Here is a 13,496-nt window from a genome sequence, read left to right as displayed (position 1 = left end):
TCAGCCCTGATCGAGCAGTTCGGCCACGAGACCGCGGACTCGGCGGTCGATCTCGTCGCGGATCGGCCGCACCGCCTCCAGGCCCTGGCCCGCCGGGTCGTCGAGCTGCCAGTCGAGGTAACGCTTGCCGGGGAACACCGGGCAGGTGTCACCGCACCCCATGGTGATCACCACGTCGGACGCCTCGACGTCTTCGGTGGTCAGCTTCGACGGCACCTCGGCGGTGATGTCCAGTCCCCACTCGGCGAGCGCCCCGGCGGCGGCGGGGTTGACCTTCTCGGCGGGCGCGGAACCCGCGGAACGCACCGCGATCCGGCCCAGCCCGTAGTGCTGCAGCAGCGCGGCGGCCATCTGCGAGCGGCCCGCGTTGTGCACGCAGACGAACAGCACCTCTGGTTTGGTCGTCACGGTCGTCCCTTCAGTTCTGCCGGGTGGGGGAGCACGACGTCCGCGGCCTGGCCGGCCGTGACGTCCGGGTAGAGCAGGCGCAGGAGCGCCACGGCCAGCACGCCGCCGACCAGTTGGGCGCCGATGAACGGGAGCACGGACGCGGGTGTGATGCCGGCGAAGGTGTCGCTGAACATCCTGCCGATGGTGATGGCCGGGTTGGCGAAGCTGGTGGAGCTGGTGAAGAAGTACGCCGCACCGATGTAGGCACCGACCGCGGCCGGGGCGCGGTCGGCCCGACCGGACCGCGCGAGCGAGAAGATCACCAGCAGCAGTCCGATCGTGGCGACGACCTCCGACACCCCGTGCGCGACCGTGGCGCGTTCGGTGGTGCTGATGCTGACGGCAGGCGCGGAGAACATGACGTTCGCGAGCACCGCGCCGGTGATGCAGCCGATCACCTGCGCGGGCACGTAGGTCAGCGCGTCACGCCACGACACCCCGCCGAACGCCGCGTCGACCAGCGACACCACCGGGTTGAAGTGAGCACCGCTGACCGGCCCGAAGATCAGGATCAGCGCGTACAGCCCGGCAGCCGTCGCGGCCGCGTTCTCCAGCAGCTGCAGACCGACATCACCTGGCGACAGGCGCTGGGCTGCGATGCCCGAGCCGATCACCAGCGCGGCCAGCAGCATGCTGCCGAGGAACTCGGCAGCCAACCTGCGCGTCATCAACACTCCCTTGTGCACGTGAGTTGCGAGCTCGACCCGGTTCGGAACCCCCGGCCAGGCGACGGCCCGGTCACCAGCGAGGTGCTGGAAGAAGCCGAGCCATCTGGCTGCGCCCGGCGTTGGTGGGTCTCAGCCATCGCTCTCTCCGGTGTGGTGAACAGCGGGTGCCAACCGGTCGACCCGGTCGGCGAGATCACGTAGAGCGCGGTCGAAGGCGTCGTCGGTGCCGACGCGGGACGGGTCGGGGACGGACCAGTGCAGCCGGTCGTCGTGGCTGTCGAGGTGTTCGTGGGCGTTGTCGCAGACGGCGACGACGAGGTCGTCGGGGCGCAGCACGTCGCTGATGTGGGAGGTGCGCGCCCTGGCGAGCGACAGGCCGTGCTCGCGGGCCGCGGCGACGGCCAACGGGTGGACGCGCTGGGCCGGCTCGGTGCCGGCTGAGGCAGCCGGGACAGTGCTGCGGCGCTTCCACAGGGCGGTGGCGAGTTGCGAGCGTGCCGAGTTGTGGGTGCAGACGAACACCACCCGCGAGGCGCGCAGCGAGCCCACCGGTGCCAGGCCGGTCAGCGCGTCCGGCCGGAGGCGGAGGTAGTTGCGGCGGTGATCGCCCTCTGAGCGAGAACGCTCGAGCACGCCGACCTGTTCGAGCAGCTTCACGTGGTGCGCCAGCAAGTTGCTGGGCAGACCCAGCAACTTGCCGATCTCGCCGGGAGAGGCGTCACCGAGCAGCAGACGGTCGACGATCGCCAGCCGCGCGGGTTCACCGAGCGCCGCGTGCAGCCGCGCTCGCTCGATCACCGAGGAAGACCACTCAACGTTCATTGACTCAATTATCGTTGAGGTAGTCCTCGACGTCAACTCCGTCGCGCTCCTGAGGACCAGCATGGATCCGCGCGACTGGGACGACCACGAGCAGCACCACGACGAGGGCGAGCCCGAGCAGTGCGGATGATCCGGTGATCGCGGTCCTGACGTGGTCGGCGACATCAGCCGGGCTGTTGATGATCCCGGTGGAGGCGGAGATGGTGACGAGGACGCCGAGTCCGAGTGCCATGCCGAGTTGGTGGGCGGTGTTGATCAGGCCGGAACCGGCTCCGGCGTCCTCGGAGGACAGGCCGGAGATGCCTGCGCTGGTCATGGGTGCGAAGGCGAGTCCTTGGCCGGCGCCGATGAGCAGCATCGGCAGCGCGACGGTCTCCAGGTAGGCGCCGGCGGGGTCGAGGCGGCTGAGCCAGAGCATTCCGGTGAGGGTCGTGATGACTCCGGCGAGCAGCAACAGGGGGCCGGGGATGCGCCGGGTCAGGCGCGGGATGGCCATGGCGACGGCGAAGTTGACCGCGGTCATCGGGAGGAACCCGAGTCCTGCCTGCAGCGGGGTGAATCCGAGGGCGTCTTGCAGGTATTGGGTGGTGAAGTAGAAGAAGCCGATCATCGCGCCCATGTAGAGCAGGCGGGTGGCGTAGGCGCCGCTTCGTTCGCGGTGGCGGAAAAGCCGCAACGGCATGATCGGCTGAGGTGCGCGTGCCTCGTGCAGGACCAGCGTCGCCTGCAGCAGTGCCGCGGCGGTCAGCGCGGCGAGGGTGATCGGATCGGTCCATCCGCGTTCGGTGGATTCCACGATGCCGAAAACCAGGGCGCTCATGCCGAGGGGTGGCGCAGAGGGCCCCGAGGAGGTCGAAGCTGCCTGGACGGCGTTCGGTCTCGGCGAGCACGCGACGAGCGGCGATGATCATGAGGGCGGCGATGGGGACGTTGACGAGAAATGCCGCCCGCCACGAGACCCAGGCGGTCAGGGCGCCGCCGACTCCTTGAAGGCCGCGGGCGGCGACGATCCACCAGCCGGTGGGCGCGATCCCGATGAGCAGCGAGGCGATGCCGAAGATCGCCAGACCGATGAGGAACAGCGGCCTCCTGCCGAGCAGGTCGCCCGCGCGGGCGCCGAGGAGCAGCAGGCCGCCGAAGACGAGGGTGTAGGCGTCCTGAACCCAGGAGAGCGTGGCCGGGGTCAGGTCGCGGCCGCCGAGCCGTACTCCGACAACTACGACGAGACGGTCGACCGCAACGTGCGGGAGCAGGACGCCGACGCGCGGCCCGCCATCGCCGAACCGCTTCCGGACATCACCGGTTACGACGTCGTGCTGCTGGGCAGCGGACTGTGGAACGTCCGCCCGCCGATGGTGATGCGCACCTTCACCGAAGGTCTCGACTTCGCCGGCAAGACCGTCCCGCCGTGCGCGGCGAGGAAGTCCGCGACGCGGGCGATGCCGTCTCGTCCTGGTTGCGACAGGTCACCCCGGTGCGGTGACGGTCAGGCCTCGGGGATCTCCCGCCCGAAGGTCTCCAGGGTGATGTCGCCGGGTTCGGGGCAGCGCCGCACGCCCTGATCGAGACCGTCGACGGCGGCGAGTTCGGCCTCGGTGAGATCGAAGTCGACCACCTCGAAGTTCTCGGCGATGCGCTGCGGCCTGGTGGACTTCGGAATCGCGGAACGGCCGCGCTGCAGGTGCCAGCGGAGCATGACCTGCGCCGGGGTCTTGCCGTGCGCTACCGCGATCTTGGTGATGGTCTCGTCGTCGAGAGTGCTCCCTCCGCCGCCGTCGCGGTAGAAGGTGATCCCGCCGATCGGCGACCAAGCCTGCGTGAGGATGCCGTGCGCGGCGTTCGCCGCCAGGACGTCGGGCTGCTGAAAGTACGGATGCACCTCGATCTGGTTCACCGCAGGCACCACGGTCGCCGTCTTCAGCAGGTCGTCGAGGTGGCCGGGCATGAAGTTGCTGACCCCGATCGCCCGCACCTTCCCGTCCGCGAGGAGCTTCTCCAACGCGCGGTAGGCCTCGATCGTGAGGTCGAACCGCGACGGCAGCGCCTGGTGCAGGATCAACAGGTCGATCCGGTCCACGCCGAGCTTGCCCGCGCTCTTGTCGAAGGCGTGCAGAGTGGCGTCACAGCCGTAGTCGTTGATCCAGACCTTGGTCTCGACGAACACCTCGTCCCGGTCCACCCCGGAGCGTCGGATGCCTTCTCCCACCTCGCGTTCGTTGCCGTAGGCGGCCGCGGTGTCGATGTGCCGGTAGCCCGTGCGCAGCGCCGTCTCCACCGCCTCGACCGTCTCCGCGGGCGGGGTCTGGAAGACGCCGAACCCCAGCGAGGGCATTTCGACGCCGTTGTTCAGAGTGAGGGTCATATCCATCCCTTCACCGTAGGAGCGGTCTCACGCGGGAGGGAGGGACCGCTGTTACCCCTCGCCAGACGCTCTCGAGCAGGAGCTCACCGAGCGCTTCCACCACACCGCGGCCGGAGCAGCCTGATCCCTTAATCCCAGGGATGTCCTCGGGCCGGCAAACCGGAGAAGGGGAGTTCGTATGAAAACGCACAAAAACGAAGAAGCAGGTTAATCCGGAGATTAACCTGCTTCTTCGATGTACGCCGCCAGGGACTCGAACCCCGGACCCGCTGATTAAGAGTCAGCTGCTCTAACCAACTGAGCTAGCGGCGCATGCGGGTGTCGGTCTGTCTTGCTCGTTCCGACGTGGAGAACATTAGCACAGGGGTTCGCGCGGTTCCCAATCGGCTGGTCAGCCGGGGTCCGGGACTACTTCGGACTGGTAACGATCCAGCATCCTGGGCAACGTGGACAACCTTGATGGCGTCACCTTGTCGGGGGACACCAAAACAGCTTGATAGCAGGCAGTCTCGGGTGTCTGGGGAACAAGTAGATCGGAAGCAGTCGATGGGGATGTGGGGCAAGCGGGGCGCGGGTCTGGTCGCGGTGGCGCTCGCTGCGACCTTGATCACAGCGTGCTCGGGAAACGGGGAGACGGCGCAAGGGAGCGCAGCGTCCTCCTCCACTCCACCGCCGCCCAAGCCGGTGACGCTCACGCTCGCGCTGAACGAGGGTGCCGCGGACGTCGCGCCGGGGTTGCCGGTGATCGCGACCGCCGCGGACGGGAAGCTCACCGAGGTCACGCTGACCAACGGTGAGGGCAAGGCCGTCCAGGGGCACCTGAACGCCGAGGGCACGCAGTGGACGAACGCCGAGATGCTCGGTTACGGCAAGACTTACAAGCTGACCGCCACCGGTGTCGGTGAGGACGGGAAGCCGCAGACGAAGACGTCGAGCTTTTCGACGGTGAAGCCTCGTACGCAGACGTTCGTCTCGACGAACCCGATGGACGGCTCGACGGTCGGTGTCGGGCAGCCGCTGGCGTTCTACTTCGACGAGAAGGTCACGGACAAGATCGCGGCCGAGCAGGCCATCCAGATCACCACCGACCCCAAGGTCGAGGGCGCCTTCTACTGGTTCAACGAGAAGGAAGTCCACTGGCGGCCGCAGGAGTTCTGGAAGCCGGGCACCAAGGTCACCATGCACGTCAAGGTGTACGGCAAGCACATGGGCAACGGCGTGTACGGCCAGGAGGACCGGACCATCAACACGGTCATCGGTGACTCCGTGATCCACGAGGCCGACGGTGGCACGCACCAGCTCGTCACCAAGGTCAACGGCGTGGTCACCCGCACCGTGCCGACGTCCATGGGCAACGCCGCGAACACCACGCCCGTCGGAACGTACGTGATCACCGAGAAGCGCGACCACATGATCATGGACTCGACGACGTACGGCCTGGCGCTGGAGAACGGCGGCTACAAGACGCCGGTCGACTGGGCGACCCGCATGTCCAACAGCGGGATCTTCGTCCACTCGGCGCCGTGGTCGGTCGGCGACCAGGGTTACCGCAACGTCAGCCACGGCTGCCTCAACCTGGCGCCGGCGAACGCGAAGTTCTTCTTCGACAACGCCAAGCAGGGGGACATCGTCATCGTCCGCAACTCGGGCGGTCCGGCGCTGGAGTCGTGGGACGGCTTCGGCGACTGGCAGGTCCCGTGGGACCAGTGGGTGAAGGGCAACCGCTAAACAGTCATAACAGCCAAAACGCCCGGCGCGGATCGCGTCGGGCGTTTTGCTCTGGCCGCGTGAAAACGTTTGTGGAAAGCTGGCCGCGCCACCGCCGCCCATACCTACCTGGGAGGCACCGTGGCCTTGCGAAGACTTCTCGTCCTCGCCACCACCGCGGCGGTCGTGCTGGGGCTCACCCCCGCCGCGCACGCCGGAGAACCACCTCTGAAGGCCGTCGCCACCGCGTCCAGCGAGCCGAGCGCGCGGCACACCGCCACCAAGACGACCGACGGGAACCCGCGCACCAGCTGGCGCGCCGGGCGTGAGCAGAACCAGTGGCTGACGCTCGACCTCGGCGCCATCTCCACGATCAACCGGTTCGTCCTGAGCTGGGGCCGTGAGTGCGGGCGCGTCTTCGAGGTGCAGACGTCCCCGGACGGCATCTACTGGAACGAGATCCACCGGACGTCGATCGGCAACGGTGGCACGATCGACCGCGACGACCTGACCGCGAACGGGCGGTTCATCCGGGTCTACCTGGAGCGACCCTGTTACGACAGCTACGAGATTCCCGAGTTCCAGGTCTACGGCAAGCCCGGCGTCGTCGACGTCACGCCGCCGAATCCGCCCGCCGGCCTCAGGGCCACCGCGTCGACGGCCACCTCGGTGCGCCTCGAGTGGACGCCTGCGGCCGACAACGTGCAGGTCGTCGCCTACGACATCTACAACTCCGGCGCGTTCGTGAAGACCGTCGACGGTGGCGCGACGAACAACAACAACGTCACGCGCCTGAACCCGAACACGCCGTACTCGTTCTACGTCAACGCCCGTGACGCGGCGGGCAACGTCTCGCAGGCCAGCAACACGGTGAACATCACCACGCCGCCCGCGGTGGTGGACAACGAACCGCCGTCGGTCCCGACGAACGTCAGAGCCGTGCCCACGGCGAACGGTGTCGCGCTGACCTGGACCGCGTCCACGGACAACGTCGGCGTCGCGAGCTACGCGGTGTTCCGCGAGGGTGCGCAGGCCGGCACGTCCGCCACCCCGAACGCCACGATCTCCGGCCTGGCCGCGAACACCGCGTACGCGTTCACGGTCAAGGCGATCGACACCTCGGGCAAGAGCTCCGCGTTCACCGAGCCGGTCGCGGTGACCACGACCAGGGGACGCGACGCGGTCGGCCAGATGACCCGCGTCGTGGCCGACACGGACGTCCCGTGGGGCCTCGAGTTCCTGCCGGACGGCTCGGCGCTGTACGCGCAACGCGACTCCGCCGACGTCGTCCGGGTGACCCGCACCGGCGAGAAGACCGTGGTGGGCCACGTCCCCAACGTCGTCAGCACCGACGGCGAGGGCGGCCTGCTCGGCGTCGAACGACGCGGCGAGTGGATCTACCTCTACCACACCAGCCCGACCGACAACCGGCTCGTGCGCATGCGCCTGGCGGACGGAAAGCTGACCGACCACCAGGTTCTGCTCACCGGCGCGCCGCGCAACAAGTTCCACAACGGCGGCCGGCTGCGGTTCGGCCCGGACGGCAAGCTCTACATCGCGACCGGCGACGGCCAGGTGCCGCAGTTCGCGCAGGACCTGAACTCGCTGGGCGGCAAGGTGTTGCGCGTCAACCCGGACGGCAGCGTCCCGCGCGACAACCCGTTCCCCGGCAAGTACGTCTACAGCTACGGCCACCGCAACGTCCAGGGCCTCGCGTTCGACTCGCGCGGACGCCTCTGGGAGGCCGAGTTCGGCAACTCGATCATGGACGAGGTCAACCTCATCAAGCCGGGCGGCAACTACGGCTGGCCCGCCTGCGAAGGCACCGCGGGCGCCTGCGACGAGCCGACGTTCGTCAAGCCGCAGTGGACCTCGCCCGTGTCGGCGGCGTCGCCGTCCGGTCTGACGATCGTGAACGACGTGCTGTACCTGGCGGCGCTGCGCGGGCAGAAGCTCTACCGGATGCCGATCACGCGGCAGGGGCTCGGTGCGCCCACGTCGTACTTCGAGGGCCACTACGGGCGGCTGCGGACCGTCGAGAGGTCACCGGACGGCGGGCTCTGGCTCACCACGTCGAACGGTGACAAGGACAGCATTCCGCACAACAGCACCACCGTGCTGATGCACGTGGCACTGCGTTAGAGCGACGTCACCTGGCCGTCGCCGACGGCCAGGTGACGCGTCACGTGCACCGCGTCGAGCATGCGGCGGTCGTGCGTCACCAGCAGCAGCGTCCCGTTGTACGAGTCCAGCGCCGACTCGAGCTGCTCGATCGCGGCCAGGTCGAGGTGGTTGGTCGGCTCGTCCAGCACGAGCAGGTTGACCCCGCGCGCCTGCAACAAAGCCAGCGCCGCACGAGTGCGCTCACCCGGCGACAACGACGCGGCGGGCCGCAGCACGTGCGCCGCCTTCAGCCCGAACTTGGCGAGCAGCGTGCGCACGTCGGCTGGTGCCATGTCCGGCACGACGTCCTGGAAGGCGTCCACCAGAGCCGACGGCCCGAGGAACAGCCCGCGCGCCTGGTCGACCTCGCCCACGACCACGCCCGAGCCCAGCGACGCGTGGCCGTCCGACAGCGGTACCCGGCCCAGCAGAGCGCCGAGCAGGGTCGACTTCCCCGACCCGTTGGCGCCGGTGATCGCGACCCGGTCCGCCCAGTCGATCTGCAGGTCGACCGGCCCCAGCGAGAACGACCCGCGCTGCACCACCGCGCCGCGCAAAGACGCCACCACGGCACCGGAACGCGGCGCCGCGGCGATCTCCATCCGCAGCTCCCACTCCTTGCGCGGCTCGTCGACGACGTCGAGCCGTTCGATCATCCGCTCGGTCTGCCGCGCCTTCGACGCCTGCTTCTCGGTCGACTCGGAGCGGAACTTGCGGGCGTTCTTGTCGTTGTCCGGCGCCTTGCGGCGGGCGTTCTTGACGCCCTTCTCCATCCACGCGCGCTGCATCCGCCCGCGTGCTTCCAGACCGGCCAGCGTGTCCGCGTACTCGTCGTACTCGGCGCGCGCGTGCCGCCGGGCGATCTCGCGCTCCTCGAGGTACGACTCGTAGCCGCCGCCGAACGACTTCACCTGCTGCTGCGCCAGATCGAGCTCCACGACGCGGGTCACGGTGCGCGCCAGGAACTCGCGGTCGTGCGACACGACGACGGTGCCCGCGCGCAGCTCGGAGACGAACTTCTCCAGCCGCTCCAACCCGTCCAGGTCGAGGTCGTTGGTCGGTTCGTCGAGCAGGAAGATGTCGTAGCGGCTCAGCAGCAGCGACGCCATGCCCGCCCGCGCCGCCTGGCCGCCGGACAGCGCGGTCATCTCCAGCTCGAGGCTGAACGGCAGCTCCAACGCCTCAGCACGCTCGTCCAGGTCAGCCCCGCCGAGTGCGAGCCAGCGGTCCAGCGCCTCGGAGTAGCCGTCGCCGCCGCCGGTCGCGAGCGCCTCGGTCTCCGCGTCCAGGGTTGTCTGCGCCGTGAACACACCGGTGCGCCGGTGCAGGAACGCCCGCACGGTCTCGCCGGGCACGCGGTCGGGTTCCTGGGGCAGGAAGCCCACGTTCGCGGACGGCGGGCTCAGCGAGACTCGGCCTTCCTCGCACGGGATGAGCCCGGCGAGGGTGCGCAGCAGCGTGGACTTGCCCGCGCCGTTCACCCCGACCAGGCCCACCACGTCACCGGGTGCGACCACTAGGTCGAGTCCCGTGAACAGGGCCCGGTCGCCGTGGCCTGCGGCGAGATCTTTCGCGACCAGCGTGGCGCTCATAACACTCCCGGGCCACAAGGAAGGGGGGCGATGGCGAAGCCGAGCCCACCGGGGGTCCGGGGGCGCAGCCCCCGGCTGGGGCCTGGGGGCTCGGCCCCCAGAAAATAGCCCGAGGGCGAGGAGATCTGCGCTTTCCGCAGATATGCCTCGCCCTCGGAATCGGGTGAGTGACGGGACTTGAACCCGCGACACCTGGGATCACAACCCAGTGCTCTACCGGCTGAGCTACACCCACCATTGGCCGGTTCGCACCGGCTCCGAAAGCATAGCGTGAGGATCCAGCGAAATTGAAATCAGGGGGTCAGTCCGCGTCTTTCAGCAGCTCAGCGGCCACGGCCTGGGCCTGCTCCGTGGACGGCCCCGGCTGCGGGACGAACGCGGTGCGCCGGTAGTAGGCGAGCTCGCGGATCGACTCCTTGATGTCCGCCAGCGCTCGGTGCGCGAGGCCCTTTCCGGGCTGCGCGTAGTAGATCCGCGGGTACCAGCGCCTGCACAGCTCCTTGATCGACGACACGTCGACCATGCGGTAGTGCAGGTGCGCGTCGAGCGTCGGCATGTCGCGGGCGATGAAGCCGCGGTCCGTCGCGATCGAGTTGCCAGCCAGCGGAGCGGTGCGCGGGTCCGGCACCCATTCCTTGATGTAGGCCAGCACCAGCGCCTCGGCCTCATCCATCGTCACCGTCGAGCGCTTGACCTCTTCGGTGAGCCCGGACTTGGCGTGCATCTGCATGACGACTTCCGGCATGGAGTCGAGCACCTCGTCGTCGGCGTGGATCACCACGTCCACACCTTCGCCGAGCACGTTGAGCTCCGCGTCGGTGACCAGGGCCGCGATCTCGATCAAGGCGTCCTTGCCCAGATCGAGTCCGGTCATCTCACAGTCGATCCACACCAGACGTTCCATCACCCGACGAAGCCTAGTGGTCAACGCTTCAACTTCGAGTGGCGCATGGAGGCAACCTGGTTACGCTCGTTCGTCATGACGGCTCAAGCTGAGATCGCTGCTGGTTACGCCCTCGAAGGTACGGCCATCGAACTCGGTGCCGTACTGGTCGACGCGACGGTCGAGCCGACCGCGCACGTCCGCATCCCGCTTTCCATGATCAACCGGCATGGTCTGGTGGCGGGCGCGACCGGTACGGGCAAGACCAAGACGTTGCAGCTCATCGCGGAACAGCTCAGCAACGCGGGCGTTCCGGTGCTGATGGCGGACGTGAAGGGCGATCTCTCCGGGCTGTCGCAGCAGGGTGCGTCGAGCGACCGGATCACCACGCGAGCCGGCGAGACCGGTGACGACTGGCAGGCGACCGCGTTCCCCGTCCAGTTCCTGTCGATCGGCACCGGCGGCATCGGCGTCCCGCTGCGCGCGACGATCACCAGCTTCGGCCCGATCCTGCTGTCGAAGGTGCTGGGGCTCAACGACACCCAGGAGTCGACGCTCGGCCTGATCTTCCACTGGGCGGACAGCCGCGGTCTCCCACTGCTGGACACCAAGGACCTGCGCGCCGTCATCACGCACCTGACGAGCGACGAGGGCAAGGAAGACCTCAAGGGCATCGGCGGGGTCGCGAGCGCCACCGCGGGCGTGATCCTGCGCGCGCTGGTGAACCTCGAGGCGCAGGGCGGCGACCGGTTCTTCGGCGAGCCGGAGCTCGACCCCAACGACCTCATGCGGAACAAGGACGGCAAAGGCCTCATCAGCCTGCTGGAGATCGGCGACCTGCAGTCGAACCCGGCGCTGTTCTCCACGTTCCTGATGTGGCTGCTGGCCGAGCTGTTCGAGACGTTGCCCGAGGAGGGCGACCTGGACAAGCCGAAGCTCGTCTTCTTCTTCGACGAGGCGCACCTGGTGTTCGCGGACGCCTCCAAGGCGTTCCTGGAGAAGATCACCCAGACCGTGAAGCTGATCCGGTCCAAGGGCGTCGGCATCTTCTTCTGCACGCAGCTGCCCACGGACGTGCCGAACGAGGTGCTGTCCCAGCTCGGCGCCCGCGTCCAGCACGCGTTGCGCGCGTTCACGCCGGACGACCAGAAGGCGTTGGCGCGCACGGTGAAGACGTACCCGACGACGCCGCACTACGACCTGGAGAAGGCCCTCACGTCGCTCGGCATCGGCGAGGCCGTCATCACCGTGCTCAGCGAGAAGGGCGCGCCGACCCCGGTCGCGTGGACCAGGCTCCGCGCGCCCCGCAGCCTGATGGACACCATCGGCACCGACGCGATCAAGCAGGCCGCGGCGTCGTCCGACCTCAACGGCAAGTACGGCGAGACCGTCGACCGGGAGTCGGCCTACGAGCAGCTGATGCAGAAGGTGGCGCCTCCCCGGCAAGAGGGAGAGGCGCCACCTCAGGAACAGCCGAAGCCGGAGAAGGACGAACCGGGACTCGTCGAGAAGGTGCTCGGCAACTCGGCGGTGAAGTCCTTCCTACGCTCGGCTGGTAGCGCTCTCGCGCGCGAGATCACGCGCGGGATCTTCGGGACCTCGCGCAAGCGACGCTGACAAGACGGCAGCCCCGATCGACAGGCCGCCCGCGACGTACCAGGCGAGGTCGTACGCGCCGAGGTGGTCGCGGGTGAGCCCGGCCGCCGTCGCCGCGAACGCCGCGCCCACCTGGTGCGAGGCGAACACCCAGCCGAACACCACCGGGCCGGACATCCCGAAGTACTGGCGGCACAACGCGACCGTCGGCGGCACGGTCGCGACCCAGTCCAGGCCGTAGAAGATGATGAACACGAGCATCGACGGGTGCGCCGACGCCGCGAACAGCTGCGGCAGCACCAGCAGCGACAGCCCGCGCAGCGCGTAGTAGATCGCCAGCAGCAGTCGCGAGTCCATCCGATCGGTCAGCCAACCGGACACGACCGTGCCCGCGATGTCGAAGATCCCGACCAGCGCCAGCAGCCCGGCGGCTGTGGTCGTCGGCATGCCGTGGTCGTGCGCGGCGGGGATGAAGTGCGTGCCGACGAGCCCGTTCGTCGACGCGCCGCAGATCGCGAAACCACCGGCCAGCAACCAGAACGGCCGCGTCCGGGCGGCAGCGCGCAGAGCCGTCAGAGCACGCTTCGCGGCACCCTCGGTGTGCACGGGAACCGGCGGCTCCTCGGTCGCGCCCAGCGGCAGCAACCCCATGTCACGCGGGTACTCGCGCAGGAAGAACCACGCCAGCGGCACGACCGCCAGGGCGGCGGCGCAGATCACCAGCGACGCGGGCCGCCAGCCGTAGTCGTCCGCGAGCCACGCGACGGTCGGCAGGAACACCAGCTGCCCGGCGGCGCCACCGGCCGTCAGCACGCCGGTGACGAGACCGCGGTGCCGCACGAACCACCGGCCGGTGATCGTCGCGACGAACGCCAGCGCCATCGACCCGGTGCCCAGCCCGACGACCACGCCCCACAGCAGCACCAGCTGCCACGCGGAGGTCATGAACACGGTCAGCCCGGCACCGGCCGCCACCAGCGCCAGCGCGCTCGCCACGACCCTGCGCACGCCGAAGCGGTCCATCAGCGCCGCGGCGAACGGCGCGGTCAGGCCGTACAGCAGCAGGTTGATCGACACGGCGAGCGAGATCGTGCCCGTCGTCCAGCCGAACTCCTGCTGCAACGGCGCGATGAGCGCCCCCGGCGCCGCGCGGAAACTCGCGGCGCCCACCAACGCGACGAACGACACCCCGGCGACCACCCCGGCCCAATGCAGTCTCACACCGACCAGCGTCGGTGATGGGAGACACGACA

At 68.9% G+C, this 13,496-nt stretch carries 12 protein-coding genes, 2 tRNA genes and 1 pseudogene; 4 read left to right on the top strand and 11 right to left on the bottom strand.

Annotated features, from left to right (window positions below):
- The 5 genes and pseudogenes from FKR81_RS09175 to FKR81_RS45960 all read right to left on the bottom strand — a co-directional run.
- Complete coding sequence (locus FKR81_RS09175; RefSeq protein ID WP_146350542.1) at positions 1 to 408, bottom strand: arsenate reductase ArsC; 408 nt, start codon at positions 406 to 408, stop codon at positions 1 to 3.
- Positions 405 to 1,118 carry an aquaporin gene (locus FKR81_RS09170; protein WP_146350541.1) on the bottom strand — a complete coding sequence of 238 codons (714 nt, stop codon included), beginning with the start codon at positions 1,116 to 1,118 and terminating at the stop codon, positions 405 to 407. The genes FKR81_RS09175 and FKR81_RS09170 overlap by 4 nt, the downstream gene beginning before the upstream one ends.
- A gap of 129 nt (positions 1,119 to 1,247) precedes the next feature.
- Positions 1,248 to 1,940: an arsenate reductase/protein-tyrosine-phosphatase family protein gene (locus FKR81_RS09165; RefSeq protein ID WP_146350540.1), complete on the bottom strand. Its 693-nt coding sequence runs from the start codon at positions 1,938 to 1,940 to the stop codon at positions 1,248 to 1,250.
- A gap of 4 nt (positions 1,941 to 1,944) precedes the next feature.
- Positions 1,945 to 2,760, bottom strand: a complete 816-nt coding sequence (locus FKR81_RS09160; protein ID WP_186762868.1) for an MFS transporter — start codon at positions 2,758 to 2,760, stop codon at positions 1,945 to 1,947.
- Between the two features lie 208 nt (positions 2,761 to 2,968).
- Positions 2,969 to 3,067 (bottom strand): annotated as a pseudogene (locus tag FKR81_RS45960) (hypothetical protein); the annotation flags it as partial.
- A gap of 30 nt (positions 3,068 to 3,097) precedes the next feature.
- Between FKR81_RS45960 and FKR81_RS45955 the strand changes: the two are divergent.
- Positions 3,098 to 3,502: a flavodoxin gene (locus FKR81_RS45955; RefSeq protein WP_407936512.1), complete on the top strand. Its 405-nt coding sequence runs from the start codon at positions 3,098 to 3,100 to the stop codon at positions 3,500 to 3,502.
- Here the strand turns inward: FKR81_RS45955 and FKR81_RS09150 are convergent.
- Together FKR81_RS09150 and FKR81_RS09145 are read right to left on the bottom strand one after the other, a co-directional pair.
- Complete coding sequence (locus FKR81_RS09150; protein WP_146350539.1) at positions 3,427 to 4,308, bottom strand: aldo/keto reductase; 882 nt, start codon at positions 4,306 to 4,308, stop codon at positions 3,427 to 3,429. The genes FKR81_RS45955 and FKR81_RS09150 overlap by 76 nt on opposite strands.
- Positions 4,309 to 4,540: 232 nt before the next feature.
- Positions 4,541 to 4,614, bottom strand: a tRNA-Lys gene (locus FKR81_RS09145).
- A 372-nt stretch (positions 4,615 to 4,986) separates the two neighbouring features.
- Between FKR81_RS09145 and FKR81_RS09140 the strand changes: the two genes are divergently transcribed.
- Together FKR81_RS09140 and FKR81_RS09135 are read left to right on the top strand one after the other, a co-directional pair.
- Positions 4,987 to 6,030 (top strand): L,D-transpeptidase, encoded by a 1,044-nt coding sequence (locus tag FKR81_RS09140; protein WP_235921408.1) that lies wholly within the window; start codon positions 4,987 to 4,989, stop codon positions 6,028 to 6,030.
- A gap of 120 nt (positions 6,031 to 6,150) precedes the next feature.
- Entirely contained in the window at positions 6,151 to 8,151 is a 2,001-nt protein-coding gene (locus tag FKR81_RS09135) for a PQQ-dependent sugar dehydrogenase (protein WP_186762867.1), read from the top strand.
- Here FKR81_RS09135 and FKR81_RS09130 read toward each other — a convergent pair.
- The 3 genes from FKR81_RS09130 to orn all read right to left on the bottom strand — a co-directional run bounded on the left by FKR81_RS09130 (position 8,148) and on the right by orn (position 10,671).
- Positions 8,148 to 9,764: an ABC-F family ATP-binding cassette domain-containing protein gene (locus FKR81_RS09130; RefSeq protein WP_146350536.1), complete on the bottom strand. Its 1,617-nt coding sequence runs from the start codon at positions 9,762 to 9,764 to the stop codon at positions 8,148 to 8,150. The genes FKR81_RS09135 and FKR81_RS09130 overlap by 4 nt on opposite strands.
- Before the next feature lie 162 nt (positions 9,765 to 9,926).
- A tRNA-His gene (locus FKR81_RS09125) sits at positions 9,927 to 9,999 on the bottom strand.
- Positions 10,000 to 10,065: 66 nt separating this feature from the next.
- The gene (gene orn / locus FKR81_RS09120; protein ID WP_146350535.1) at positions 10,066 to 10,671 is read right to left on the bottom strand and encodes an oligoribonuclease; all 606 of its coding nucleotides are present in this window, start codon (positions 10,669 to 10,671) and stop codon (positions 10,066 to 10,068) included.
- Positions 10,672 to 10,743: 72 nt separating this feature from the next.
- Between orn and FKR81_RS09115 the strand changes: the two genes are divergently transcribed.
- A complete protein-coding gene (locus FKR81_RS09115) occupies positions 10,744 to 12,264 on the top strand; it encodes a helicase HerA-like domain-containing protein (RefSeq protein ID WP_146350534.1) in 1,521 nt (506 codons plus the stop codon).
- Here the strand turns inward: FKR81_RS09115 and FKR81_RS09110 are convergent.
- A complete protein-coding gene (locus FKR81_RS09110; RefSeq protein WP_407936509.1) occupies positions 12,190 to 13,464 on the bottom strand; it encodes an MFS transporter in 1,275 nt (424 codons plus the stop codon). The two genes, FKR81_RS09115 and FKR81_RS09110, sit on opposite strands and share 75 nt — an antisense overlap.
- Between the last annotated feature and the right edge of the window lie 32 nt (positions 13,465 to 13,496).

Origin of the sequence: Lentzea tibetensis, assembly GCF_007845675.1 — a bacterium.
In the GTDB taxonomy this organism is placed as follows: Bacteria; Actinomycetota; Actinomycetes; order Mycobacteriales; family Pseudonocardiaceae; genus Lentzea; species Lentzea tibetensis.
This window is presented reverse-complemented; position numbering and strand designations above follow the sequence as displayed.